The 26011-nt window shown below is 61.7% G+C and carries 26 protein-coding genes and 2 pseudogenes; 17 read left to right on the top strand and 11 right to left on the bottom strand.

What is annotated here, in order from left to right; all coding sequences use genetic code 11:
* Nucleotides 1–5 precede the first annotated feature (5 nt).
* Genes G3N59_RS26560 through G3N59_RS26570 form a run of 3 tightly spaced genes read left to right on the top strand, consistent with a single transcriptional unit; the run spans nt 6 to nt 1841 of the window.
* Nucleotides 6–842 carry a DUF3304 domain-containing protein gene (locus G3N59_RS26560; RefSeq protein WP_241024175.1) on the top strand — a complete coding sequence of 279 codons (837 nt, stop codon included), beginning with the start codon at nt 6–8 and terminating at the stop codon, nt 840–842.
* Nucleotides 793–1602 carry a hypothetical protein gene (locus G3N59_RS26565; RefSeq protein WP_205985792.1) on the top strand — a complete coding sequence of 270 codons (810 nt, stop codon included), beginning with the start codon at nt 793–795 and terminating at the stop codon, nt 1600–1602. Before G3N59_RS26560 ends, G3N59_RS26565 begins: the two co-directional genes overlap by 50 nt.
* A gap of 47 nt (nt 1603–1649) precedes the next feature.
* The gene (locus tag G3N59_RS26570) at nt 1650–1841 is read left to right on the top strand and encodes a PAAR domain-containing protein (protein WP_205985793.1); all 192 of its coding nucleotides are present in this window, start codon (nt 1650–1652) and stop codon (nt 1839–1841) included.
* Here G3N59_RS26570 and G3N59_RS26575 read toward each other — a convergent pair whose 3' ends face one another.
* Nucleotides 1842–2597, bottom strand: a complete 756-nt coding sequence (locus tag G3N59_RS26575; RefSeq protein ID WP_205985794.1) for an SDR family oxidoreductase — start codon at nt 2595–2597, stop codon at nt 1842–1844. It abuts the gene before it with no gap.
* Between the two features lie 101 nt (nt 2598–2698).
* Here G3N59_RS26575 and G3N59_RS26580 point away from each other — a divergent pair, with 101 nt between their 5' ends.
* Nucleotides 2699–3613 (top strand): AraC family transcriptional regulator, encoded by a 915-nt coding sequence (locus tag G3N59_RS26580; protein ID WP_205985795.1) that lies wholly within the window; start codon nt 2699–2701, stop codon nt 3611–3613.
* A 15-nt stretch (nt 3614–3628) separates the two neighbouring features.
* Here the strand turns inward: G3N59_RS26580 and G3N59_RS26585 are convergent, their stop codons facing one another.
* A complete protein-coding gene (locus G3N59_RS26585; RefSeq protein WP_205985796.1) occupies nt 3629–4486 on the bottom strand; it encodes an oxidoreductase in 858 nt (285 codons plus the stop codon).
* A gap of 122 nt (nt 4487–4608) precedes the next feature.
* On the opposite strand from G3N59_RS26585, the gene G3N59_RS26590 reads away from it, so the two are divergent.
* Both G3N59_RS26590 and G3N59_RS26595 read left to right on the top strand, forming a co-directional pair.
* Entirely contained in the window at nt 4609–5580 is a 972-nt protein-coding gene (locus tag G3N59_RS26590; RefSeq protein ID WP_205985797.1) for a LysR family transcriptional regulator, read from the top strand.
* Between the two features lie 170 nt (nt 5581–5750).
* Nucleotides 5751–7403 carry a hypothetical protein gene (locus G3N59_RS26595; protein ID WP_205985798.1) on the top strand — a complete coding sequence of 551 codons (1653 nt, stop codon included), beginning with the start codon at nt 5751–5753 and terminating at the stop codon, nt 7401–7403.
* Between the two features lie 24 nt (nt 7404–7427).
* On the opposite strand, the gene G3N59_RS26600 is transcribed toward G3N59_RS26595, so the two are convergent.
* Nucleotides 7428–7868, bottom strand: a complete 441-nt coding sequence (locus tag G3N59_RS26600) for a hypothetical protein (RefSeq protein WP_205985799.1) — start codon at nt 7866–7868, stop codon at nt 7428–7430.
* Between the two features lie 184 nt (nt 7869–8052).
* Here G3N59_RS26600 and G3N59_RS26605 point away from each other — a divergent pair, with 184 nt between their 5' ends.
* From G3N59_RS26605 to G3N59_RS26615, 3 genes are all read left to right on the top strand, one after another.
* Nucleotides 8053–8454, top strand: coding sequence for an FKBP-type peptidyl-prolyl cis-trans isomerase (locus G3N59_RS26605; RefSeq protein WP_205985800.1), 402 nt, complete (start codon nt 8053–8055; stop codon nt 8452–8454).
* 85 nt (nt 8455–8539) lie between these two features.
* Nucleotides 8540–10507, top strand: coding sequence for an amylo-alpha-1,6-glucosidase (locus G3N59_RS26610; protein ID WP_205985801.1), 1968 nt, complete (start codon nt 8540–8542; stop codon nt 10505–10507).
* 100 nt (nt 10508–10607) lie between these two features.
* A complete protein-coding gene (locus G3N59_RS26615) occupies nt 10608–13325 on the top strand; it encodes a glucosidase (protein WP_205985802.1) in 2718 nt (905 codons plus the stop codon).
* 19 nt (nt 13326–13344) lie between these two features.
* Here the strand turns inward: G3N59_RS26615 and G3N59_RS26620 are convergent, their stop codons facing one another.
* The 3 genes and pseudogenes from G3N59_RS26620 to G3N59_RS26625 form a co-directional block, all read right to left on the bottom strand.
* Entirely contained in the window at nt 13345–13812 is a 468-nt protein-coding gene (locus tag G3N59_RS26620) for a YaiI/YqxD family protein (RefSeq protein WP_205985803.1), read from the bottom strand.
* Between the two features lie 105 nt (nt 13813–13917).
* The gene (locus G3N59_RS37365) at nt 13918–14052 is read right to left on the bottom strand and encodes a hypothetical protein (RefSeq protein ID WP_277397934.1); all 135 of its coding nucleotides are present in this window, start codon (nt 14050–14052) and stop codon (nt 13918–13920) included.
* A gap of 163 nt (nt 14053–14215) precedes the next feature.
* A pseudogene (locus G3N59_RS26625) lies at nt 14216–14413 on the bottom strand (SDR family oxidoreductase); the annotation flags it as partial.
* 1 nt (nt 14414) lies between these two features.
* Between G3N59_RS26625 and G3N59_RS26630 the strand changes: the two are divergent.
* The 7 genes and pseudogenes from G3N59_RS26630 to G3N59_RS26660 all read left to right on the top strand — a co-directional run.
* Nucleotides 14415–14663: pseudogene (locus G3N59_RS26630) on the top strand (helix-turn-helix domain-containing protein); the annotation flags it as partial.
* A gap of 217 nt (nt 14664–14880) precedes the next feature.
* Complete coding sequence (locus G3N59_RS26635) at nt 14881–15318, top strand: hypothetical protein (protein WP_205985868.1); 438 nt, start codon at nt 14881–14883, stop codon at nt 15316–15318.
* A 142-nt stretch (nt 15319–15460) separates the two neighbouring features.
* The gene (locus tag G3N59_RS26640; protein ID WP_205985805.1) at nt 15461–16384 is read left to right on the top strand and encodes a LysR family transcriptional regulator; all 924 of its coding nucleotides are present in this window, start codon (nt 15461–15463) and stop codon (nt 16382–16384) included.
* A gap of 21 nt (nt 16385–16405) precedes the next feature.
* Nucleotides 16406–17305: a LysR family transcriptional regulator gene (locus G3N59_RS26645; RefSeq protein ID WP_205985806.1), complete on the top strand. Its 900-nt coding sequence runs from the start codon at nt 16406–16408 to the stop codon at nt 17303–17305.
* Nucleotides 17306–17411: 106 nt separating this feature from the next.
* Nucleotides 17412–17741 carry an antibiotic biosynthesis monooxygenase gene (locus G3N59_RS26650; protein WP_205985807.1) on the top strand — a complete coding sequence of 110 codons (330 nt, stop codon included), beginning with the start codon at nt 17412–17414 and terminating at the stop codon, nt 17739–17741.
* Between the two features lie 40 nt (nt 17742–17781).
* Complete coding sequence (locus G3N59_RS26655; protein WP_205985862.1) at nt 17782–18795, top strand: zinc-binding alcohol dehydrogenase family protein; 1014 nt, start codon at nt 17782–17784, stop codon at nt 18793–18795.
* A gap of 139 nt (nt 18796–18934) precedes the next feature.
* Nucleotides 18935–19858: a LysR family transcriptional regulator gene (locus G3N59_RS26660; protein ID WP_205985808.1), complete on the top strand. Its 924-nt coding sequence runs from the start codon at nt 18935–18937 to the stop codon at nt 19856–19858.
* 84 nt (nt 19859–19942) lie between these two features.
* Here the strand turns inward: G3N59_RS26660 and G3N59_RS26665 are convergent, their stop codons facing one another.
* Both G3N59_RS26665 and G3N59_RS26670 read right to left on the bottom strand, forming a co-directional pair.
* A complete protein-coding gene (locus G3N59_RS26665) occupies nt 19943–20341 on the bottom strand; it encodes a nuclear transport factor 2 family protein (RefSeq protein ID WP_241024177.1) in 399 nt (132 codons plus the stop codon).
* A gap of 135 nt (nt 20342–20476) precedes the next feature.
* On the bottom strand, nt 20477–21979 hold the full coding sequence (locus tag G3N59_RS26670) for an oligopeptide:H+ symporter (protein ID WP_205985810.1): 1503 nt from the start codon (nt 21977–21979) through the stop codon (nt 20477–20479).
* Between the two features lie 344 nt (nt 21980–22323).
* On the opposite strand from G3N59_RS26670, the gene G3N59_RS26675 reads away from it, so the two are divergent.
* The gene (locus G3N59_RS26675; protein WP_205985811.1) at nt 22324–22899 is read left to right on the top strand and encodes a cupin domain-containing protein; all 576 of its coding nucleotides are present in this window, start codon (nt 22324–22326) and stop codon (nt 22897–22899) included.
* A 166-nt stretch (nt 22900–23065) separates the two neighbouring features.
* Here G3N59_RS26675 and G3N59_RS26680 read toward each other — a convergent pair whose 3' ends face one another.
* The 3 genes from G3N59_RS26680 to G3N59_RS26690 are packed head-to-tail and all read right to left on the bottom strand — an operon-like array spanning nt 23066 to nt 25955.
* Nucleotides 23066–24241, bottom strand: a complete 1176-nt coding sequence (locus G3N59_RS26680; RefSeq protein ID WP_205985812.1) for a transporter substrate-binding domain-containing protein — start codon at nt 24239–24241, stop codon at nt 23066–23068.
* Nucleotides 24242–24271: 30 nt separating this feature from the next.
* Nucleotides 24272–25294, bottom strand: coding sequence for a hypothetical protein (locus tag G3N59_RS26685; RefSeq protein WP_205985813.1), 1023 nt, complete (start codon nt 25292–25294; stop codon nt 24272–24274).
* Nucleotides 25287–25955, bottom strand: a complete 669-nt coding sequence (locus G3N59_RS26690; RefSeq protein ID WP_205985814.1) for a hypothetical protein — start codon at nt 25953–25955, stop codon at nt 25287–25289. Before G3N59_RS26690 ends, G3N59_RS26685 begins: the two co-directional genes overlap by 8 nt.
* Nucleotides 25956–26011 lie beyond the last annotated feature (56 nt).

The raw sequence follows: 26011 nt of genomic DNA on the forward strand, positions 1-26011 counted from the left end.
GAGGAATGAGGAAGAACAACATGGCGCTCACATCAACTGCGCGAATGATCCGCCGGGCTTCGGTTGCACTCGGCGTGACGACGGTTGTCCTGCTTGCGGGTTGCGACAAGCTGTCGTCGGAGCCGGTGTATAGCGGAGTGAGTGTCGAAGGCATGAATTACATGCCATACAACCTCGACAGATTCGTGGTCACTGACAAATTCGGCAATACGGCGAGCGGTGGCGGCGATTTGATGCCCGGTGCAGGAGCCGGTAGCCTGAGTTGTTGTTACAAACTCAAAGGCACGGAGTTTACGGTTGATTGGACGGCTTATGATCCGGAAGCGGCGCGACAGCAGATTCGGAAGCATCAGAAGATCACGAAGGTAAAGAAGTCGGCCCAGGTGCATCTGCCTGCAACGACGATCTCAGGCGAAGCGGGAGATGTGGTATTGGCCTTGCACTTTTACCCAGACGATCATGTCGAGGTTGAATTCCGGAACGACATGCAGGGATCGCGAATCGATTATGCAGAGGTCTACGGATGGCTGGACGAGAACTATCGAAAAGTCGCCTTTCCAGCGGATTTCGATGATGCGCAGGAGTTTCATCTCACTGCTCGTATAGCTGCACAAGCATGGCAGAAATATCGTCTGACGAGCGTGAAGGATATGCAGCAGTACGTCTATTATGCGTTGGTCGTCAATCCGAACTTCGACGAATCTCCTCAGGTTCAGAAGGTTCTCGCCGCCACCAAAGGGCAGCCAGATGCTTTCGGCGATGCAATGCAAAATTTGCCGCCCGATGTCGTAAGTGAAATCAAGCATTTCCATCCCGATCAAAAGGCGGCGAGCCACGACTGACGCAGCGATTAAGGGCAGCAAACTGGACCGCGTTGACCAGATGCCTCTTCGCTGGCTCGCGGTGCGCTACCAGTCGCCAGCATTCCGTGCTTCGGTCACAAGCGCGGGCGATCAGCTTAAAGCCGAGCATCAGCGTTTGCTCAAGGAAAAGCAGGACGCCGAAGCCGCGTACATTGCCACTCGCAATCGTCTCTTCAGCACCACGAAGCAAATTGTCGATGCGCAGATTCGCTTCGATAATGCCAGCGCCGCTGAAGACGAATCGTTGCGCAAGACCACGCTTGAGCTTTCCCGCCCAACTGAGAGCGTCTGGGAGCGGCTTCAGAGGGAATCCACGGATATGGTGACGGCGGCAGCGCGGCAGGCCGGGCTCAAGAAGTCGAAGGCCATGCTCGAAAAAGTGGGTGCCGAGCCTTGGGGGCTGGATACGAGCGACAGCGCCAAACTGATCGATTCGGCCATGATGGACCCAAATCAACTGGCGCTCGCGAATGCCTGGAGCGATGCGACGGCGGGCAAACACCTCTTGCCTGCCGAAGTGATGGCGTTATTTGATCTTCTGGTGCATGACACGATGCTCACCAGCTGGCACGATCATCTGCTTTCCGGGCCGCTGTACTTTCAGACGCGTGCGACGGATACCTTCGGCTCGACGGATTTTGCGGAGGAAAAGAAGCAGCGCGAGCGTGACGATCGCCGCTCGAGTGAGATCGATCGAATCACCCAGGTGACGAATTCGTCGATTCCGGCTGCGCGCTAATTCAAATGGAAAGTGCCTGTCGATGGCGGGCCGAGGCAATTTGATCCATGCAACGTTTCCTGATTCTCAACGGCGACAAAACTACGGCGAATGGCACGATTGTCGCTGTGGCAACGACGATCCAGCTCGAAGGGCGCGACGTGGCGCACGAAGGCGACAACGTGCAATGTCCCGCATGCAGGTCAACAGGCAAAATCAAATGCGACGCGCGATCTCCCTGGCGAGGAGACTCGGCGTGATCATGCGCCGCGAGCTTCCGCTGCCCAGGCAACAGCATCCGCACCAGCCGGAATATGCAGCGGAGCCGACGCATCGGTGGCCGCACGCCACACGGCTTCGGCCACGTCCTGCGCATAGGTAACCGGCGATTCCGTATCCGCAAAGCGCGCGAGCGTGCTCTGAACGATATCGGCGTAGGCCTCGTGATCGAAACCGTGGATACGCTCGCGCGCGTTATCGCCGAAACGCGTCGAAGGCGCGCGTCCCGGCATGACGATATGCGCGCGCACGCCGAACGGCGCGAGTTCCAGCGCCATCGACTCAGTAAATGCGTTGACGGCCGCTTTGCTCGCGCGATAAGCGGCAATCAGCGGCAGCGGTTTAAGCGTGACGCTCGACGTCACGTTCACGACCACGCCCGACTTGCGCTGACGAAACTGCGGCACGACGGCCTGCGTTACCGCGATGGTGCCGATGGTGTTGGTCTCGAACAGCGCGCGCACCGTATCGAGCGGCACGACTTCGGCGGGCGACGCCGCGCCGAAACCCGCGTTGTTGACGAGCACGTCGATCGGACCGGCGGCCTCGACGGCGGCGCGAATGCTGTCCGGTTGCGTGACGTCGAGCGCCAGCACGCGCAGATGTTCGGAGCGCGGCAGAACGTCGTGATCCGGCGTACGCATCGTGGCGACGACGCGCCAGTCGCGGGCCAGGAAGAAGCGGGCGATTTCAAGGCCAAATCCCGAAGAACAGCCGGTGATCAATACGGTTTTCATGAGGGCTCCAGTGGAGTAGTGAGCGTGTGCCCCTAAGATAGATCGCTCAACCCGTACTTGCTACAATAAAAGATCCGAAAAACATTGGCAGGAGTCCGGCGATGATCGATCCGCTCGCGGAAGTCGTCATGCTGCTTCAGCCGGGCGCGCGCTTTTCCAAGCTTGTGCACGGCGCGAGTCCGTGGCACGTCAGCCGTTCGGACGCGGGGCAGCCGTTCTATTGCGTGGTGCTCGAAGGCGGTTGCCGCATCGCCATCGACGGGCATGAACCCATCGAGCTTTTATCGGGCGATTTCGTGCTGATTCCCGCGGCCTACGGCGTTTCGATGTCGAGCCTCGTGCTGCCGCCGCCGGGCGTCGCAACGTCCGCGCCTGTTGCGCTGGGCAACGGCGAATACCGGATCGGCGCGCCGGATCATCCCGTCGATGCGCGCATGATGGCCGGCCATTGCAGCTTTGCTTCGCCCGATGCGTCGCTGCTGGTGTCGTTGCTGCCGCAGATCGTGCATGTGCGCGGCGAGCAGCGGCTGGCAACGCTCGTGGGACTGGTGCGTGAGGAGTCGCGCGAGCAGCGGCCCGCGCGCGAGGTGGTGCTGTCGAGGCTGCTGGAAGTGTTGCTGATCGAGGCGCTGCGCTCGATGGCGGGCACCCATGCGTCGCCCGGTCTGGTGCGCGGGCTGGCCGATCGACGGCTCGCGGTGGCGATTCGCGCCATGCACGAACAGCCCACGCGCGCCTGGACGGTCGCCGATCTAGCGAAGGAAGCGGCGCTGTCGCGTTCGACGTTTTTCGAGCGCTTCAATCACGCGGTAGGCGTGGCGCCGATGGAATATCTGCTCACGTGGCGCATGGCGCTTGCGAAAGACCTGCTGCGCCGCAACGAAGGCAAGATCGCCGAAATTGCGCAGCGTGTGGGCTATAGCTCGGCCAGCACATTCAGTGTGGCTTTTACGCGGCACGTCGGCCGCCCGCCCACGCAATATGCGCGTGAGGAACAGGCGGCCCTGGAGCATTGACGCGCGATTGAAGCGTCAAGCCGCAAAGTCAGTCGATGCCGAAAGCGCTTTCCATGTCTGCGTTTCCTGCTCCACGTAGGCGTTTTTCGCGGCAATCGCGGCTAGCGTGTCGGTGCCCAGCGGCAGACGCAGCGGCGGATTCGATGCGTCGACCAGCGTGACCATCGCAGCGGCGAGCTTCTTCGGATCGCCCGGCTGGTTGTGGTTCATCTGCACGGCGCGGCGGCGCACCGCGCCCGAGGTTTCGTCGTAATCGGCGATCACGTTCTGGGCGACGAGCAGCGAGGACGCATCGAGAAAGTCGGTGCGGAAATAACCCGGCTCGACCACGGTTGCCTGAATGCCTAGCGGTGTCAACTCGGCATGGAGCGCTTCCGTGATGGCTTCGACGGCAAACTTCGTCGACGAATAAGCGCCGAATCCCGCCGCCGCCCGATACCCGCCCACCGACGAAATATTGATCACATGCCCCGAGCGTTGCGCGCGCATCACCGGCAACACGGCGCGCGTGATGTTGAGCAGGCCGAACACGTTGGTGTCGTACATGCGGCGCACGTCCTTGTCGCTCGATTCTTCGATCGCGCCCAGCAGGCCGAAACCGGCGTTATTGATCAGCACGTCGATGCGGCCGAATTTTTCCGTCGCCGCCTGCACGGCGGTTTGAGCCTGCGCTTCGTCGGTGACGTCGAGCGCGACCGGCAGCAGTGCATCGGATTCGCCAAAACGTTCGACGATCGCCGCCACATTGCGGCCGGCGGCCACCACCGCATTGCCGTTTGCGAGCGCCGCTTCGGCGATCAACGCACCGATGCCGCGCGATGCGCCCGTGATGAACCAGACCCGCTTGAAACCGCCTTGTTGAACGTCACTCATGATGCTGCTCCTTGGGAAGAACGTGATGAAGTGAAGCTATGGTAGGCGTATCGATTGACACAAACTAGCGGTCGCCAGTTGGAGTCATAATCAACTTTTATTTGCGAATCGGGACGTCTGCGATGAACGGAATCCGTGCGATCAACACCTTCGTGCGCGCCGCCACACTCGGCAGTCTGCGCGCCGCGGCCGTCGATCAGGGCATCTCGCCGCAGGCCGCGAGCCATGCGGTCATGCAACTGGAGAAGGAACTGGGCGTGCGCCTTTTTCACCGCACCACGCGCAAGCTCAGCCTGACCGAAGAAGGCCAGCGGCTGCTGGACAGCGCGAAGCCCGCACTGGCGATGCTGGCTTGCGCGCTGGACGAAGCGCGACGTTCGACCGAAGAGGTGAGCGGCGTGCTGCGTGTGAATGCGCCGCGTTCGCTCGGCTTGCCGGTGTTGTGGCGCTTCTTCGAACAGTTCCAGCAGCGCTACCCGAACGTGCAGCTCGATGTGCAATTCGACGACCAGTTCACCGATCTCGTCACCGATCGCGCCGATGTCGGTTTTCGAGGCGGCCCGTCGCCCGCTGGCGGATCGATTGCGCGCCGGCTGGTGCCGATCCAGGCGATCGTGTGCGCCTCGCCCGATTACATCGCGCGCCACGGTGCGCCGCGCCATATCGACGATCTGGCGGGGCATCGTTGCACGGGTTATCGGCGCGCGAATACCGGCAAGCTTGCGCAATGGCAGTTTCGTGTCGGCGATGAGATCGTTTATCGGGATTTTGCGGCGGCCGTGTGCGTGAACGATACGGAGATGGAGGCGCAGGCGGTGCTATCGGGGCTCGGTATCGGGCAACTGGGCAGTTTTAGCGCCGCGCCGCATATTCGCAGCGGCCGGCTGGTGCCTTTGCTCACGCAGCATATGAGCGAATACGGGGCGATTTATATCTATTACGGTCATCGCACGGAGCAGTCGCTGCGCGTGAGGACGTTTATCGATTTTATGGTCGAGGCGATGGCGGGGAACCGGAGTTTTTATTTCGATGAGGGGGAGTTGCGGGGGATGGCGGTAACGCCGGGCGGCAAGAAAGCACGTGCGCCGCGCTAAAGTGCGGTTGACGGCGTAACTTCGCCTCGCCTACGATCTACCCCAAGCGGTGCAGGCCGCTACCGGGTCCGCGGAAAGGGTTGAACCCACCTGTTGTCGTCAGGCACGATTTCTCCATCCTTTGTGCTGCCGGTATTGCGGACCTTCGGCCAGACTGCACGAGGATGCTCATGAAAACGCTGCCTCCCAGGGCCCATCCCGATCACCTCAAGAAGCAGGCCAAGGACTTATTGCGCCTGTATCGCGCGGGCGACGCGCAAGCGCTTGCGCGCTTCACACAATCGCTTCCGGCCGCCGCGCATCTCGCGCCGTCACAACTGATCGCGCTGAACCTGCGCCTGCACGACGCACAATCCTGTATCGCGCGCGAGTACGGCTTCCATTCGTGGGCCGATCTCAACGCATTCGTCGAAGCCCAAGCGATCGCGCAGCAGGCTCAAAACGCGCTCGCGCGTCGCTGGCTCGAACTGGCCTATGGCGGCGATGTCACCGGCACATACGATGCGGCGCGCCCGCGCGTCGCCGCGCAACTGCTGCTGGAACATCCCGGCCTGGTCGATGCCGATATCTGGATTGCCTGCGCGGCGGGGCATCTCGAAGCGCTGCAACACGCCGTCGCAGCCGACGCAGCATGGCTCAACCGCGCGGGCGGGCCGCTTGCGCTGCCGCCGCTGGTCGCCGTCACGCATTCGCATCTGGGCCAGTTGCCGGAGTACGCGAGCCGTTTGCGCGAATGCGCGCGTTATCTGCTCGATGCGGGCGCGAGTCCCAACCAGCGCATCGGCAACCGCTATCCACCGGCGTCGCTGGCCGCGCCCGACGAAACCGAGCCGCTTTCCGCGTTGTACGGCGCGGCAGGCGTCAATCGCGATCCCGCGCTCACGGCGATGCTGCTGGACGCGGGCGCCAATCCCAACGACGGCGAATCGCTCTATCACTCGCTCGAAAACCCGGCCTGCACGCGTCTGCTACTCGATCACGGCGCGCAGGTGAACGGCACGAACGCGCTGCGCCGCGCGCTCGACATGAAGGACGCGTCGGCGCTCGAATGGCTGCTCGCGCATGGCGCAGATGCGAACGAGCCCGCAGGCGAAGGCCCGACGAAAACATGGGGCGCGCCGTTGCTGCGCGCAATCGCGGTGCGTTGCTCCGTTCGCCACATCGACGCCTTGCTGGCAGCGGGCGCCGATCCGCATGCGCAGACCGCTGCGGGAGTGAGCGCCTATCGGCTGGCCATGCTGACCGGTTTGCCCGATATCGCCGAACGTCTGCGTACAACAGGTGTGCCCGCGACCCTGAGTGCGGAAGACCGCTTCGTGTCGGCCTGCGCGCGCGCCGATGCCGATGAGGCCCGCCAACTCCAGGCGCAGCATCCGCACTTGCCCGCGAACATCGACGCCGATGCACTGCGCCTGCTCCCCGACGCCGCCGCCTGGGGATCGGCCGACGCGGTACGGCTGATGGTCGAACTGGGCTGGCCGATCGAAGTACGCGGGGGAGACTGGGACGCCTCGGCGCTCAATCACGCCATTTTCCGGGGCGATGCGGCGCTGACGGCCTTTCTGCTCGCGCACGGTGCGAACTGGCGCGCGGCGCAGGGCTACGGCAGCGATGCGCTCGGCACCTTGTCATGGGCGAGCGTCAACGAACCCGCGGGCATCGCGCGCCCCGACTGGCCGGCTTGCGCGCGGGCACTGCGGGCACACGGCCTGCCCGCGATCGGACGCGATCCGGCGCATCCCGAACACGTGCTGATCGAAGGCCGCGTGATGCGCTTTTCGGAGGAAGTGATCGAAGTGCTGCTGTCGCCCGCTCCGGCATAAAAGCGGGGCAGGGCGCACGAAGCTTCAGTGATACGTCATCGTCGATGACTGCAGCTTCGTGAACTTGCCGTCCTTGAAGCGATACCAGCCTTGCGAGCCTTGCAGGACGACTTCATCGGCTTGCCAGAACACGCGCTTGATCGTCATGGCCGTATTCGCATGCTGTACGCCGACCGGGCGGCGGCGCAGGTCGTACAGCACCGGGCCGGCCGCGCTCTGCACCAGCACGCGCGAGATCGAACCGTTCGCGCCGCTCGCTTCGTCGAAATGGGTGAGCGTCTTGCCGTCGAAACGGTCGAAGATCTCGCGGTCGAGCATGGCGACAAAATCGCGGTCGTCGCGCACGAACTGCAGTTCGCCCGCGGGCGTGAGGAACGGGCCTTGCGCGCTGACCTGCGCCTGGGCCGTGTTGGCGCCCGTTGCGAATGCGATGGCCGAAAGAGCCGCGAATATCAGTCGTTTCATGATGCTTTCCAGATAGGGCGGGCGCGCCGGCGCGCGGCGCACCGTGAATGAACGTTGGCGCCGAGCATTGTCGCCGGTCCTGGCCGCGCGCGCAAAGTCACGCCGGTCAACGTCGGGTCGCTATCAACGTCGAGCCCGCCCGGGCACCCGATATAATTGACGCTCTATTCAACGAGGACATCGCATGAAATCCCTGATTGCCTTGATCGCTGCCGCCACCGTCGCGTCGAGCGCCTTCGCCGCCAATCCCGTCGAGAAGCTGCCTTCGGGCGTCGTCGTCGAGACGCTCAAGCAGGGCACCGGCCCGCAGCCCAGCGCCGAAGACGTCGTGCGCGTCAACTATCGCGGCACGCTCGCGAACGGCACCGAATTCGACGCATCGGCCAAGCATGGCGGCCCGGCAACGTTCCCGCTCAACCGCGTGATCCCGTGCTGGACGCAAGGCGTGCAGAAGATGAAGGTCGGCGGCAAAGCGAAGCTCACCTGCCCGGCCGCAACGGCTTATGGCGACCGCGCAGTCGGCCCGATCCCGCCGAATAGCGATCTCACGTTCGAAATCGAACTGCTGGGCATCGGCGGCAACTAAGCTTGCCCGGATGCGCCGCGCGATCGTCGCGGCGGCGCATCCATTACACTCGGCGTCATCCGCTCAACCCGCTTGAGGCCACCCGATGACGCGTCTCGCCAGCCCCATCGATATCGATCGTCTCGCCGACGAATGGCTCGAAGCGGACGGCGAAGGCGGTTTCGCATCGGGCACGGTGGGCACGGCGCGCACGCGCCGTTATCACGCGCTGCTGCTGGCGGCGACGCAGCCGCCCACGGGCCGCGTCGTGCTCGTCAACGGGCTCGACGCGTGGCTCGAGCAGGGCGAACGCAAAATCGCGCTGACGATGCAGCGTTACGCGCCCGATCTCCTTTCTCCCGATATTTCCCGCAGCATTGCGAGCTTCGATACCTCGCCGTGGCCGACATGGCGTTATGCGCTGGATAACGATGCCGCTTTGATCGCCGAGGTTTTCGTCGCCAAAGCGAGCCGGGAAACCGTTCTGCGCTGGCGGCTCGAAGGTCTGGCCAACGCTCGCGCCTTCACCCTGAAAGTTCGCCTGCTGATGTCGGGCCGCGATTACCACGCGCTGCATCACGAGAATGCTGCATTCGCCTTCGCTGCGCAAACAGACGGCGATCTCGTGCGCTGGCAACCTTATGCCGATGTCCCCGCGATTGTCGCGCGTTCGAACGGCCGTTATACGCACGCGCCGGATTGGTATCGCAACTTCAGTTATGCCTGCGAGCAGGCGCGCGGGCTCGACTACACGGAAGATCTCGCGACGCCCGGCGTGTTCTCTTTCGATCTTTCCAATGGCGATGCCGTGCTTCTGCTACGCGCCAATACGCGGTCAGTCGCAACAGGCGATACCTGCGAAAACGCACTGCAACGCGCCATGCGGCTGGCTGCTCTGGAGGCTTTGCGCAGGGCATCCTATGGTTGCCATCTGCACGCTGCCGCATCGGCCTACACGGTGACGCGCGGCGACGGCCGCACGATACTCGCGGGCTATCCCTGGTTCACGGATTGGGGCCGCGATACCTTCATCGCCATGCGCGGCCTGTTGCTGGCGAACGGCCGAAATAATGATCAGGACTACCAGGATGCGGGCGCGATCCTGCTCGAATGGGCGGCGACCGTCTCGCAAGGCATGCTGCCGAATCGTTTCCCCGATGCGGGCGGCACACCGGAATACAACTCGGTTGATGCATCGCTGTGGTTCGTGATTGCCGTTCATGACTTCTTCGCGGTGGCGAAGGTGCCGTCGCAAACGCGACTCGTGCTGCAACACGCCATCGACGCGATTCTCGACGGCTACGCGCGCGGCACGCGTTACCAGATTGCCGCCGATCCGCGCGATGGCTTGCTGCGCGCGGGCGTTCCTGGCGTGCAGCTCACGTGGATGGATGCAAAAGCGGGCGATTGGGTCGTCACGCCGCGCATCGGCAAACCGGTTGAAATTCAGGCCCTGTGGATCAATGCGCTGCGTATTGCCGGCGCATGGAACACGCGCTGGCGCGAACTCGAAACGCGTGCGAGTGCTGCATTTGCGCAGCGTTTCGTCGATCCATCGAGCGGCGCGCTTTTCGATGTGATCGACGCCGATCATGTCGATGGCAAGGTCGACGGTTCGATCCGGCCCAACCAGATTTTCGCGGTGGGCGGCTTGCCGTACGCGCTGCTCGATGGCGACGCCGCGCGTGCGGTGCTCGCGCAGGTCGAAACGCATCTGCTCACGCCGATGGGTTTGCGCACGCTCGCGCCCTCCGATCCCGCCTATCGCGGGCAGTATCGCGGCGGGGTACTGGAGCGCGACGGTGCGTATCATCAGGGCACCGTCTGGCCGTGGCTGCTGGGCGCGTTCGTGGACGCGTGGCTGCGCGTGCATGGCGATGACGCGGCGCAGCGTGCCCAGGCGCACGCGCGTTTCGTCGCGCCGCTGCTGGAGCATCTCGACCACGCGGGGCTCGATCACATCAGCGAAGTCGCGGACGGCGACGCGCCGCATACGCCGGGCGGCACGCCGTTTCAGGCCTGGTCGCTGGGCGAATTGCTGCGCATGCTCAAACGGCTCGGCCAGCCCGCTTGATACGCGCGCTGCGTGCCGAAAAGCAAACCGCGCTAGCATGAGGCTCCCGGCGCGCCTGCGTGCCGCCGCCGTCCCGCCCGGACGGCCAGCCAACAAGAGGATGCCCATGCTGCAGCGCGCCGCCGGTCTGAACCTCACCACCGAAGGTCAACGCCTGTATTCGAGCGATTACGCACGCTGGCAGCGCTGGGGACCGTATCTGAGCGAGCGGCAATGGGGCACGGTGCGTGAAGACTATAGCGAGCACGGCACTGCATGGGATGACTTCCCGCACGATCACGCGCGCATGCGCGCGTATCGCTGGGGCGAGGACGGTCTCGCCGGCTTCGGCGACGATCGCCTTGGCTGGTGCATCGCGCTCGCGCTATGGAATGGCCGCGATCCTATTCTGAAAGAGCGGCTGTTCGGCCTCACGAATGCACAAGGCAATCACGGCGAGGACGTCAAGGAACTGTATTTTTATCTCGACGGCACGCCCACGCATTCCTATATGCGCATGCTCTACAAGTATCCGCAGGGTGCGTTTCCATATCAGGATCTGATCGACGAAAATGCGCGGCGCAGCACCGCCGTGCCCGAATACGAGATTCTCGATACCGGTATATTCGACGACGATAATTACTTCGATGTGCAGATCGAATATGCGAAGCACACGCCGGAAGATGTCGTCATGCGTATCACGGTGGAGAATCGCGCGGGCCAGCACGCGGCCATCGATCTGCTGCCGCAGATCTGGGCGCGCAATACCTGGTCGTGGAAGGCGCAGGACGGCAAGCCTTCGCTCACGCTGGTTTCATCGGCGCAAGGCGAGCATGTGGTTGCGCGCGGCCCTAAACATGAACCGCTGATCGTGACAGCGGCGTCGAAAGAGGCGATGAATGTCGAATGGCTGTTCTGCGAAAACGACACCAATGTAAAGCGGCTTTTCGGCATGGATGGCACGGGGCCATTCAAGGATGGCTTCAACGATTACATCGTGCACGGCGAGGAAACTGCAATTCGCCGCGACGCCGGAACGAAGGCCGCGGCACGCGTGCATCTCGAACTAGCCGCGCATGGGCGCGCTGTCGTCACGCTTCGCTGGCGGCCGTTTTCTACGCCGAAAGAAGATGTGCCGCTCGATATCGACGCGCTTTTCGCGCACCGGATCGCCGAAGCGGACGCGTTTTACGCAGCGCTGCAGCACGACATCGAAAGCGCCGATGCGCGCCTCGTGCAGCGCCAGGCGCTCGCGGGCATGCTGTGGTCGAAGCAGTACTACGAATACGATGTGAACCGCTGGATCGAAGGCGATCCGCTGCAACCGACGCCGCCCGCGAGCCGTCAACGCGGGCGCAATTCGGACTGGCGGCATCTGTGTAACGGCGACATTCTTTCGATGCCGGACAAATGGGAATACCCGTGGTACGCGTCCTGGGATCTGGCGTTTCAGGCGGTGGCTTTCGCGCTGGTCGATCCCATGTTCGCGAAGAAGCAGATGTTGCTGCTGGTGAAGGACCGCTATCAGCATCCGAATGGTCAGCTTCCCGCTTACGAATGGGCGTTTGGCGATGCCAATCCCCCTGTGCATGCGTGGGCCGCGTGGCGCGTTTATGAAATCGACCGTTCAATGACGGGTCACGGAGACCGCGAATTTCTCGAACTCATTTTCCATAAACTACTGCTGAACTTTACCTGGTGGGTGAACCGCAAGGACGCGGACGGCCACAATATTTTTCAGGGCGGTTTTCTCGGGCTCGATAACGTCGGCATTTTCGATCGCTCTTCGCCGTTGCCAACAGGCGGGCGGCTCGATCAGGCCGATGGAACCGCGTGGATGGCCGCGTATGCGCTGGACCTCATGCGCATTGCGCTCGAACTGGCGTTTGCGAATCACGTGTTTGTCGATATCGGCGTGAAATTCTTCGAGCACTTTCTGTATATCGCGGGCGCAGTCAGTTGCGACGATGGTTGCGATACGGGTCTGTGGGATAGCGTCGATGAATTCTTCTACGACAAATTGCGGTTGCCCGATGGCACGATCGAGCCGCTACGGATGCGTTCGATTGTCGGTCTGATTCCGTTGTTCGCCGTGCGCGTGCTGGAAGAACAGGTGCATGGCGGCCTGCCGGGATTGCGCGACCGGTTGATCTGGTTTCTCGATCATCGCCCCGATCTTGCGCGGCTCGTGTCACGCTGGAACCAGCCGGGCAAAGGCAATGCCTTGCTGCTCTCGCTCTTGCGCGGACATCGTATGAAAGCGCTTTTGAAGCGCGTGCTCGACGAAAGCGAGTTTTTATCGGCGCATGGCGTGCGTGCGCTGTCCCGCACGCATCTGGAAGAACCTTTTGTCTACCGATACAACGGCTGTAACTTCGGCGTGCAATATTTGCCGGCGGAATCCGATTCGCGCGTATTCGGCGGCAATTCGAACTGGCGCGGCCCGATCTGGATGCCGGTCAATTATCTGCTGATCGAATCGTTGTACGAATTCCACCGCTATTACGGCGATGAATTTCTCGTGGAATATCCAACAGGATCGGGCACGAAACTGTCGCTCGCGCAGATCGCCGATGAACTGGCGCGGCGTGTCACCACGCTATTTTTGCTGGACGATCGCAACGAGCGCCCGGTCATGGGCGCGTATCCGCAATTGCAGGCTGATCCCCGTTGCCGCGATCTGGTGCTGTTCCACGAATACTTTCATGGCGATAACGGGCGCGGCATTGGCGCCTCGCATCAGACGGGCTGGACGGGGCTCGTCGCGTTGATGCTGCAACCGCGTGCCATGAGTCCTTCGGGCAATGTGCCGCTCGCGGGTGAATTGAAAGAAGCCTGATTGAAAGGCTTATTCCGGATTATTTCGACTTGCCGGGCGATGCGGCGTGACGCGCGAGAAACCGGTCGAGCTGGCTCGCGAAGGTGTTGCTGTCACGCGTGGAAAACGGCGCGGGGCCGCCCGTTTCGATACCCGTGCTGCGCAATTGTTCCATCACGTCGCGCATTGTCAGGCGTTCCTTGATCGTGTCGGGCGTGAACCAGTTGCCGCGCGGATCGAGTGCATGTGCGCCCTTGTCGAGCACCGCGGCCGCGAGCGGAATATCCGCGGTGATGACAAGGTCGCCTGCTTCGGCCAGTTCGACGATACGCGCGTCGGCGACGTCGAAACCGGCCGGTACCTGAATCGCCTTGATGAACGGCGAAGGCGGCGTGCGCAGGTATTGATTGGCGACTAGCGTCACGCAGACCTCGACGCGGCGCGCGGCCCGAAACAACATGTCTTTGATGACGGACGGGCAAGCGTCAGCGTCGACGAAAATCTGCACGAGAAAGTATCCGGAAAATTCAAACGAGGATCATATAGCAAAACGCTGCTGTGTCCGCCTCAAATTCCCGGACAGCGCAAGTGTGCGCCAGTCGTCGATCGCAATTCAATGATGGCAGCGCGTTTCCCAATGATGATGCACCTTTACCTTATGGCAATTGTGGTGATCGTAGGCAAAAGCCGGTTGAATGGCGGCAAGCGAGACGAGCGTCGTGGCGGCAATCAGAAGCAGCTTTTTCATTGCAGATTCTCCCTATGGTCAGGCGGCCGGAAAGAAAGGGTGATAAGGCCGCGCAATGCCTGAGCAAATTGTTTGCCTGACCGACTGCTTACAGGGCTTACATTACCCTGCGCGGCGCGCTTTCATCAGTTGAAACGCGCCGCGCGCCACCAGGGCGATCAGATCAGATGTGAATACCGCCCGCAACTTCGATGCGTTGAGCGTTGACCCAGCCGAATTCGTCGGACAGTAGACCGGCAATCACGGGGCCGACATCTTCGGGGAGTCCCACGCGACCCAGCGCGGTGTGATCCACTACCGCCTTATTGACTTGCGGGTTGTCGCGCACGATGCCGCCGCTGAAATCCGTGGCGATTGCGCCTTTAACGCCGCTGCAATATCAGAAGCAGTTGCGTCTGCTCGAAGCGCGGCGCCTGATGATTTCGTGTGCCGTGAACGTTGAGACCGCATCGTTCGAAGTGGGTTACGAAAGCGCATCGCAATTCAGCCGCGAATACGCACGCATGTTCGGCAATTCTCCCAAACGCGATGCCACGGCCATGCATCAGGCGCTGCAACAGAATCGCAACGCCTCGCACATAAAGATGGAAGAACAAGATGTAAACGTTTGAAATAAATAGAACCAAACGTTGCTCTCAAGAAAGCATAGGCAACAGCCGTTGTACGGGTGCTGTCGATGTAAATTCAAACAAAAAGAGAGTCAACTTGAAAACTATAAATCTGTATTGGGCCGCACTGACAACAACGATCGCGCTAACCGGGTGTGTTACCGATCCTCAAGGCAATCTGGTTCTTGCTCCGAATGTTGGCGCGACGATTTCCGCAGTATTGACGCCGCCGCCGCCGGAACCCGTCGAAGTCTACGAACCCATGCCGTATGACGCGAATGTCGCGGTCGTGGCCGATCGCGACGTGGTGTTTGTCGGCGGCACCACCTATATCTGGGTCACGGGACCGGACGGAATCCGTCATCGCCAGTTCTATGCACATGGCGATCATCGCGCCGATGTGTTCCATCGACGTGACGAACTGCACAACGTCATGGCGCGTCACGACGGCCGCTTGCCCGATCATGCTGTGCGCCCCGCCGGAAATATGGCCGACCACATGGGCGGGCCGTCGCGCGGTGGAGCAGGCGAGTCGCATTCCGTTGCGCGCGCAACCGGTCCGCAACCGGCCGCAATGGCGTCGCACGGTCCTGGCCCGTCGCAGCCGCATCCTGCTGCGCAACAGCACGCGTCGGAAAAGGAAAAAAAGAAAAGCTGATCGATGAATCGCGCGTCCCTGTGTTGCTACAGGGACGCGTTCGAGCGCGACGAGCCAAACGTTTGCCTCATGAAACACGCCATCGCCGATCGCGGTAACATGCCGATGCCGTGCGGCAAACTGAAACTCATCATCACGGACTATGGACAATCTCGGTGACATCCGGCTTTTCGTCGAAGCGGCCAGTCAGGGCAGTCTTTCGGCGGCGGGCAGAAAGCTTGGGCTGTCGCCTGCTGCGGCCAGCGCGCGGCTTGTGAAGCTCGAAGGCACGTTGAGCACGCAACTCTTCGAGCGATCCACGCGCCGGTTGCGCCTGACCGACGAAGGCCGCGTCTATCTCGCGCACTGCCAGCATGCGCTGCAAACGCTCGAAGATGCGCGGGCTGCGTTGCAGGCGGGGCGTGCAACGGTGAGCGGCACGCTGCGTGTTTCGGCGACATCGGATTTCGGGCGCTCGGTGCTGCGTCACTGGCTCGACGAATTCAACGCGCAGCATCCGCAGGTCACGCTTACGCTGGTGTTGTCCGATTCGCTTTCGCATCTGCTGCAGGACGATATCGACATGGCGATCCGCTTTGGCGTGCCGTCGGACAGCGGCATGGTTGCCAAACGTCTCGCCGACAATCGCCGCGCGCTGTGCGCATCGCCCGACTATCTGGCGGCTCACGCCATGCCGCGCCATCCCGACGAACTCGATCAACTCGATTTCATTCTGCTCGGCTCGGCAGCGGGCCTCGCGAATAACTGGCGTTTCATTCGCGACGGCGAAACCGCGTCGTTTACCGCGCAGCCCGAACGCGCACGCCAGACCAATGATGGCGCGCTCGCCCGCGAATGGGCGATCGAAGGGCGCGGTGTGGTGATGAAATCGATCTGGGATATCGGCGCGGATTTGCAGGCCGGGCGTCTGAAACTGCTGCTGCCGCAGTGGCGTTGTCCCGATGTACCGGTGAACGCGCTGTTCCAGCGCACGCCGTATATGGCGCCGCGCGTGCGCACGCTGCTCGATTTTCTCGAAGATAAATTCGCTCAGGCATCCGAAGTATTGAAACCCTATCTGGTCTGACGGCTACAGTAGCGCACCTTCATGATCCGACTCGAAGACCTGGTGATTTTCGTATCCGCTGCGGCCAACGGCAGTCTGTCTGCCGCTGCGCGCCAGCTCGATCTCACGCCCGCCGTAGCCAGCGCGGGGCTCAAGCGGCTGGAAGCCGAACTCGGCGTGCGGCTGCTGGCGCGCTCGACCCGCAGCCTGCGCCTGACCGCCGATGGCGAGCGCTACCTGGAATTCGCGCGTAACGCCATCGAGCAACTGGAAGCGGGGCAGAACGCCGTCGCGCACGGGCGCAAGATGATCGGCGGCACGGTGTCGCTTTCGATGCCTTCGGATCTCGGGCGCAACGTGCTGGTGGAATGGCTCGACGCGTTTCAGGCGCTGCATCCGGCGGTGTCGTTGCAGGTGCATATCGGCGACCAGATCGCGGATATGTTTCGCGCGCCCATTGGTCTGGCAATCCGCTATGGCGTGCCCGAGGATTCGAGTCTCGTGGCGCTGCCGCTCGTGCCCGGCAACCGCCGCGTGCTATGCGCGACGCCCGACTATTTCGCACGCCACGGCAAGCCGGAAACGCCTGCGGATCTGTCGCGCCACAACTGCCTGCGTTTCGCCTTGAGCGAGACGCTGCACGACCGCTGGACCTTCTTCAGCGAAGGCGAGCCGATTGTCGTGAGCGTGCACGGCAATCGTAGTTGCGACGATGGCGAACTCGTGCGCAAATGGGCGCTGGCGGGTTTGGGCCTCGCCTATAAATCGCACCTGGACGTGCTCGCCGATCTCAAGGCCGGCCGCCTTGAAGCCGCGATGCCGGCCTTCGAAACCGAACACGCACCGCTTCATCTCGTCTGCGCGCACCGCGCGATGCTTTCGCCCACGGTCAGCGCGCTACGCGACTTTCTCCAGCAGCGTTTCGCGGCCTATCTGGCTTGAGCGCGGGACCGCCGGTTTCCTCAGCCGGCATTTTCAATTCTGCTTTGAAACTGATTGCGCGCGTGCCCTCTGGGTTACCCGCGCGATTTCGCCCATCATTCCTCCCATGACGAATCGCGAACGCAACGGGAGGTGCAACGTGGTGATTGCCATCGCGCGTTTTCATTTGCGGCCCGAGCGGGCAGCGGCGTTCGATGCCGTGTGGCAGCGCGCCAGCCTGCTGCTTGCGAACGAGGATGGTTATCGCGGACACCGTCTCGGTCCGCAATGCGAAGACAGCGCATGCTACGTGCTGGAAATCGAGTGGGACAGTCTGGATGCGCAAAGCGCCTTCATGGCGCACGCCGATTTCCAGCCCTTTCTGCGCATGCTCTGGCCGCATTTCGCCGCCGACCCCGAACTGATTCATTTCGAACCGATGCCGCAGGTTCGCTGATTTGTCTTTGCCTCTAACCGTCCGCAACTGGAGAAACATGATGAAAGCGATTGGCTACCACCGCAGCTTGCCGATTACCGATCCTGAATCGCTGATCGATTTCGAACTGCCCGATCCGACGCCGGGCGCGCACGATCTGCTGGTCGAAGTGCGCGCTGTTTCGGTCAATCCGGTGGACACGAAAGTGCGTATGCGCATGGCGCCCGAAGACGCTCAGCCGAAGGTGCTGGGCTGGGACGCGAGTGGCGTGGTACGCGCCGTTGGTGCGAACGTGACGCTTTTCAAGCCGGGCGATCGGGTCTGGTACGCGGGTTCGCTGGTGCGTCCCGGCACCAACAGCGAACTGCATGTGGTGGATGAACGCATCGTCGGCCATATGCCTGAGAAGCTCGATTTCGCGCAGGCGGCGGCGCTGCCGCTGACCACCATCACGGCCTGGGAACTGCTGTTCGACCGGCTGGGCGTCGAAGCATCGCGCGAGCCGAACGGCCAGGCCTTGCTGGTGATTGGCGCCGCGGGCGGCGTGGGTTCGATCCTCGTGCAACTGGCGCGGCAATTGACCGGCCTCACGGTGATCGGCACGGCTTCGCGTCCTGAAACGGCGCAGTGGATCACGGACCTGGGCGCGCATCATGTGATCGACCATACGAAGCCGCTTTCGCAGGAACTCAAGCGTATCGGCATCGAGGGCGTGGAAGCCATTGCGAGCCTGAACCAGACCGATCGTCATTTCGACGAGATCGTTGCGTCGATCAAACCGCAAGGCCGTCTCGCGCTGATCGACGATCCCGAAGTATTCGACTTCCGCAAGCTCAAGTCGAAGAGCGTATCGCTGCACTGGGAGTTTATGTTCACGCGCTCGATGTTCGGCACGGCAGACCAGATTCGCCAGCACGAACTGCTCGATCGTGCCGCCCAACTGATCGACGAAGGCGTGTTGCGCACGACGCTCAACGAACGCTTCGGCACGATCAACGCGGCGAATCTGCGTCGCGCGCATGAACTGATCGAAACCAACCGCGCTCGCGGCAAGATCGTGCTCGAAGGTTTCTGAGCGGCTTTAAATTGCCTCGGGGCGTGTCGAAGCCGTCTGCACGCCGGGATATACTTCGCTTCGTGAACAGGCACGGCCAGCCGCGCGTGCCGGCATTCCTATCCCTCATACGAAGCAACGTTTATTCCGGCGGTGATTCATGGACCTCGTCCAAAGCATGCGGGTCTTCATACGTGTCGTGGACGCGGGCAATTTCACGGCCGCGGCCAATACGCTCAATACGACCACGGCCTATACTTCGCGCGCGGTATCCGAACTCGAAGCGCATCTGCAGACGCGCTTGTTCAACCGCACCACCCGCAAGATCACGCTGACCGAAGCGGGCGAGCGCTTTCTCGCGCGCAGCCGCCATATTCTCGACGATCTCGAACAGGCCGAATCCGAAGCGCGCAATGCAACGGTGGTGCCTTCCGGGCGCCTGCGCATTCATTCAATGAGTGGCTTCGGCACGCGCTATGTGGTGCCGCTCATCTCGCGCTATATGGAGCAGCAGCCGCTGGTCGAAGTAGATCTCACGCTGCATCAGCGCATGCCCGATCTGCTCGAAGAGAGCCTCGATGTCTCCATCGTGCTTGCACAGTCGCTCAAGGAATCGAACTATATTTCGCGCTCGCTCGGCAGTTTCTATAGCGTGATGTGCGCGTCGCCGGGTTATCTCGCGCGTCATGGCGCGCCGCAATCGCTCGCCGATCTCGACCAGCATGCGTGCCTGAAACTCGTGATGCCGTCGGGGGAATCGGAATCATGGGTGTTCGAAAACGACGCGGGGCAGGCGACGTTCTCGCCGCAGAAATTGCCGTTCGCGGTGAACCTGCCTGAAGCGCTGGCCGAAGCGCTCGCTTGCGGTATGGGTGTGGGCGTATTGCCGGCTTCGACCTTCGTGCGCGAATTCATGGCCGGGCGTCTTGCGCGCGTGTTGCCCGAGTATCGGCTGGATGTGCGCAACATCTACGCGATCTATCCTTCGCGCAAATACCTGGACGCGAAGGTGCGCACGTGGATCGAGTTCGCGGGCGAGCATTTGCCGCCGTTGCTGGCAAGCGATAACGCGGTCATCGCTTGAATATGGCTTGAATGTGGTTTGAATGCTGTGCGCGCATCAATTACGGGCTGATGCCGATTAATTGCGCACACAACCACTCTGCCGTTATGCCCCCGCCTTGTGCAGGCGTGGTGTACCCATCTTGAACCACGCCTTTGCGATCTTGCCGTCGAGAACTTCATAGATGGCAAGCACATCGATTTCGCCCACACCTTCGGGAAAATCGCGCGTCACGCGTTCCTGATCGACAACCATATTGCCCACCACACCGCGATGCACCAGATGCCCGTGCAGATGCGGTTCTTCGAAGCGGGTGAGATGGCGCGCGCGAATCTCCGGCGCGCCGCTGGCCAGCAGTCGCGAGGGGAATTCGTAGTATTGGGCGTCGTCGGCCCAGCAGGCCATGAAGGCGTCGATATCGCGCGCGTTATAGGCGTCGAGTTGCCGTTCGACGGGCAGGGCGATATCGGCGGAAAGGGTGTCGCTGGCGATCGTATCGGTCATCGCGGATTTCCTCATATGAAAACGCGTCGCCGATTCTAGCCTGCGTAAAGGCGGGATGTGAACGGAATCGATGCGCTCGCAACGATTCCGCTCAAGAGGCGCGCGACGTGTATGCCGCGCGCCTCCTTTGCAACATTACTTTGTTGCGAGTTCGCCTTCAGCGACGTTTTGTTCGGCTTGCTGCTGGTGCGCGCGCGAGAGGCGACCCATCAGCGGCAGCAGCAGGATCGCGAGCAGCGCGCCTGCCGCGGCGAGCCAGCCCAGACCGTCGAACAGCCGCGTGTACAGCGGCAGCGATTCGAGCGGCGAGAGATTGCCTTCCGGCATCTTCGCGAACGTGGCGACCACGCTGCCCAGGTATTGCGACACGCCCGTGGCCACGAAATACGCGCCCATCATGAAGCCGCTCATGCGAGCCGGCACGTAGCGCGCGATCATCGCGAGGCCCAGGCCGCTCACCAGCAGTTCGCCCAGCGAGTAGAGGCCATAGCCCGCCACCATGAACCACGACGACACGCGGCCATCGACGGCGTAACGGGCGCTCAGCGCATAGACGAAGAAGCCCGCCGATACCACCACGAAACCGAGCGCATACTTGGCTGCGACCGGCACATCGCCGCCACGGCTCGCGAGACGCGAATAGAGCGTCGCGAGAATCGGGCTCATGAGCATGATCCAGATCGGATTGAGCGCCTGGAACTGCGCCGCGCTCCAGCTGAACAGCGTCGTGCCGAACAGGCGGAACGCCGGATCGACGTTATGCACCGCGAACAGCGTGAGCGACGTCGACATCTGCTGATAGAACACGAAGAACAGGATCACCTGCAGCACGAGAATCAGCGCGGCCACGAGGCCCGCGCGCTCCTGGCGTTCGCAGGTCATCAGCATCCAGCCGAAGATCGCGAGAATCGCCACGCCCGCCGTGTACACGCAGGTGACGGCCAGCTTCTTGTCCTGCAGCACGAACATGGTCGCAGCGCCCAGCACGAGACCGCCCGCGAGTACCCACGCGAGACGGCGCCACTGGATCGGTTCCGCATCGGGAATCGAGCCGATCTGCGCCAGCGTGCGCTGCATCAGGAAGAAGTTGGCGATACCGAGCAGCATGCCGCCGCAGCAGACCGCGAAAGCCGCGTGCCAGCCCCAGTGATCCTTGATCCACGGCGTGAGCAGCATCGACACCGTCGAGCCGATATTGACCGCCATGTAATAGATCGTAAACGCCGCGTCGATACGCGATTCGTCCCCTTCATAGATGCGGCGCACGAGATTGGCCGCATTCGACTTGAACAGACCGTTGCCGACCACGATCACGCCGAGCGACGCATACATATGGCCGAGGTGATCGTTGGGCATCGCGAGCATGAAATAGCCCGCGAACAGAATGGCCGCGCCCAGCACCATCGAGCGGCGCGAACCCAGCACGCGATCGCCGATCCAGCCCCCAATCGAAGGCGACGCGTACACGAGGGCGGCAAACGCGCCCCACGTGAGCGTGGCGTGCTCTTCGCTGAAACCCAGTCGTTCGACCATGAAAAGGACGAGCAGCGCCGCCATGCCGTAGTAGCCAAAGCGCTCCCACATCTCGATCAGAAAGACCGTCGAGAACGATCGCGTCCGTGAAACTGTTGAATTCATTGTGACCTCAATTTGCTGCGAATTTACTGCGATAGTGGCAATTGCACGCGGATGGCGTGCGAAGCGGGCCCAGGCATACGCCGGGAGGTGGGCCGCTGGCAAGGACGGCGCTTATGGCGCCAGGTGATGTCATATCTCCTCCTCCTGGGTGGGACTGCGGATCGCGCAGGCACCAGGTTTACAATTTCGTGTTTTTCTTCAAATCCATCACAGTGACGGCGCGGATCTCGCTGACGCACTGTTTTGGTGCCGGTTCATATAAGTGAAATTCCGGAAGGACGCAAGGGTATCAAACGAGATTTACTTATATCAAACTTTTTTTGGCGAAAATTTACGTTCCTGATATGGTTTCTACAAGTGGGAAGCAGGACCCGATGGCGTTGGCGCTCGGCGAAAAGATCCGTGCGCTGCGTCAGCGGCTCAGTCAGACGCTGGATCAGACGGCTAGGGCAGCCGGTATTTCCAAGCCGTTTCTATCGCAGGTAGAACGCGGTCTGGCCTCGCCGTCGCTGACTTCGCTATCGGGTATTGCGCGGGCGTTGGGCGTGACGATGCAGTACTTCATCGAAACGCCATCGGAGGAACGTTCGGTCAAACGCGGCGATCAGCTCGAGTTTTTCGGCTTCGCGGATTCAGCGAATCTGTTCGCGCGACTCACGAATACCGCAGGCGGTCGTCAGCTCGAATCGATCCTCGTGCGTCTGCCCGTCGGCAAGAAACGTTCGGAAGTGACCACGCACGCAGGCGAAGAGTTTCTCTATGTGCTGGACGGCGAGGTGTCGCTGGAACTGGAAGGCAAGGCCTTTGTGCTGCAGGCGGGAGACTCGGCACATTATCAGTCGACGGTGCCGCATGGCTGGAGCAACAACGGCAGCAAGGAAGCGGTGCTCGTCTGGGTTGGGACGCCGCGTCTGTTCTAGGCAGGGAAGTGCCAGGCAAGTCGAAATATCTGGTGCTTCCTTGAAAATATTGATAAGGATGGCGAAGTGAATGTGCGGGCGTGGCAGCCGGCGCGAGCCATAGAAATCGGGGCAATGCGCATCGCCTGCGCATTGCCCCGTTTGCCTTGATAAAGGTGCTTTTGCTTTAACGCACCGGAATCACCAGTTGTTCGCCGACCAGAATCAGATTCGGATTCGGCAGGTTATTGCGGCGCTGGATATCGCGGTAACGCGAGCCCGTGCCCAGTTGCGCGGCGGCGATGGTGTTGAGCGTATCGCCGCGCTTGACGGCGTAGGTATGCTCACCGTGGCTGGCGGCGATCACATCGGCCTGATTGCTGCGGAAATACTTGCGCAGCAGATCCAGATACGCGGGCGATTGCTTGACGCGCCCAATCGCACTGTTCAGATACACCAGCAGATTCTGGTCGTTTGCACGCACGCCAATCTTGTAGCTGATCGACGAGCCATCGAGCTTGGTCTGCGCGAACTTGAGATCGCTGCCTTTGATCGATTCGACGGCGAACGGGTAGTCGTAGATAAACGCATCGACCTGATGGCCGTCGACGGCCTTGTTGATGAACTGATCGTCGGCGTCATTGACCTCCACGAACTGCGTGTTCGGATATTGGCGCGTCACGAAGGCCTTCACATCGGGATCGCCTTGCAGAATGCCCACGGTTTTGCCCGCAAGATCCGCCGTCGAGTGTATCGCCGAATTCTTCTGCACGATCAGCGCATAGCCGAAATCGTCGAGATAAGGATTCGTGTAGAGCACGCCGGCGGGCGTGTTGTCGGGGAAGGTCAGACCGTCCATGGCGATATCGACAGCGGGCACGCCGTTATCCGATGCCAGCAGTTGACGCGGCACGTCCTTGTAGGCGCTGACTTCGTGATGCGTATCGATGGTGACCGGGCCGTTCGCATTGAACTCGGGCTGACCGAACAGCAGCTTCGCGAACTCGTAGTTGAAGCCGTGCGGCGTGCCGTTGGTCTCGCCGTAGATCGGCTCGCTGGGGTTCTCCACGGAAATGCGTACGACGTGGTTTTGCAGGATCTGCTGCCGCGTGTCCGCGTTGGGCGTGAAGCTGGCCGGGATCGGTTGCGGGGCGGGCTGCTGCGCTGTTTGCGGCGTTGCGGGCAAGGAAGACGTGGACGTCGTGGAAGTCGTGTTATTGCCGACGTCGAGCGCCGCGGCCGGCTGCTGCGCATCGCCATGTTTGCCGATGAGGCCGTGCTGCCAGGCATAGTACGCGCCGTAGACGATCGCGACACTTGCGACGAGGCCGAGGAAGCGCTTCGCACCGGTGGTCAACTGCATGAGTAAACTCCTTGGTTTTTTGTAGCGGGCTTAGTTTTTGTAACGCGTATAGTCGATCGGGCCGGGCGCCGGCGGCTGCGATTGACCTGCCGATGTAGGCGACCCATGTGCGGGATCGGTCAGACGCGCGGCCGGCGTGAAGTCGATCTGCCGGCTGTTGAGGTCGGCGAGCAGTTGCAGGCCGCGTTCGGTATCGACATCGTCGCGAATCTGCACGGCGTCGATCACTTTCACGCTGTCCTGCACATAGGCGCGCATTTCGCCCATTTTCGCGGCGCTGTCGTCGTTGATGTAATCGACCAGCATGTCGCGCAATTCATTGACCGTCGTGGTACGGCTGAATGCGCGCCGGAAGCCGCGCCACGCTTCCGTCATCGAATTCACGGCCTCGTATTCCTTGACCTTGAGGCGAATCTTGAACTCCGCTTCGTCGTGCATGCGCCGGAATGCGGTTTCGGCGTCCACGAGATTGTTGTAGGTCGCATTCAGTTCGTCGTAGACCTTGCCGGTGCGCTGGATCGCGGCATCGAGTTGACCGATGCGCCGCGCGTGCGAATTGATCTCTTCCTGCGGACGATGTTTGCGCGCCATCGCCATGGCTTCGCGCTTGAGCTGCTCCTGTTCTTCCTTGAAATCGTCGATGGTCTTGCGCACGGCTTCCACGCGCCCGCCGCCTTTCACCCGGGCGTCCGAAGCTTCGTCGATCATCTTGTTGATCTCTTTGGAGAGAATGCGCTCCGTGGCGGCCGGATCGTATTTGATGATCGAATAGGTCAGCCCTTTCATCAGAAGCTGATAGGCGAGCCACAAACGGCTGCGCAACGTGGAATCGAACACGAGCACGTAGACCAGACCCACGGCAATCGCGCCGAAGAAAACCGCAGCGGCCGTGTTTTCCATCAGCCGCGCGATATACGGCATGACCTTGCCCGCGCCCCAGACCAGGCCGCCGAGCGCCGCGACGCCCACCACCATGCCCACGCCGCCTTCTTTCGTGTCCCAGAACGAGCGCACGCGCTTCTTGATCTCGGACTTCACCAGGTCGTTAGCCATGTGCCGATTCTCCAAGATAGCCCTGAAGCTTCTTCACGATGCCGTCATATTTCTGCACAAGCGTCGAGCGCACCGACTCGAAATCGATCTTCGCCTTCGCGAGCCCCGCCGTCTTGCTGGTGATGGACTTGCTGACTTCGTCCTTCTGCGCGTTCTTTTCCGCAAGCTCGCGCGCCAGCGCGCCGATTTCGTCGTTCAGACGCGTTTCCTGTTCGCGCAGCGAGGCAATCTCCGCTTCCGAACGCGTAACGTAAGCCGCCGCGAAATTCTGCTGCTCTTTGGCGAGCACATCGGCATGCGAATTGACTGCGCCGAGCAGCGAGTCGAGATTGGTCTTTACGCCGAGCAGGGCCGCGCGATAGCGCTGCTGTTCGTCCGGCACGGCGGCCGCGATCGACTGGCTCATTTCGGCGAAGGCGCGATAGGGCGCGTAGGCCGGATTGTCCTGAATGAGGGTATCGATGCGCTTTTCAAGGTCGGTGACATCGATTCCGCTCGACGCACCGGCTTGCCCTTGCTGCGCGGATTGAGCATCCTGAGCCGCGCCTGATGCAGCGGCTGACGAATCGCTTTCGGTCTCTGCCGTGGCGGATGCGGATGAAGCGGATTCATCCACGATCACCAGATTCACCACTTTCCTGAGACCTTCTGGAATTTTCATTCAGTCCTCTCTGGGTGTTTGCTGACGACACAACGACTATTGCGCGCTCATTGTGC

The organism is Paraburkholderia sp. Ac-20340 (genome assembly GCF_017104965.1).
Classification (GTDB): domain Bacteria; phylum Pseudomonadota; class Gammaproteobacteria; order Burkholderiales; family Burkholderiaceae; genus Paraburkholderia.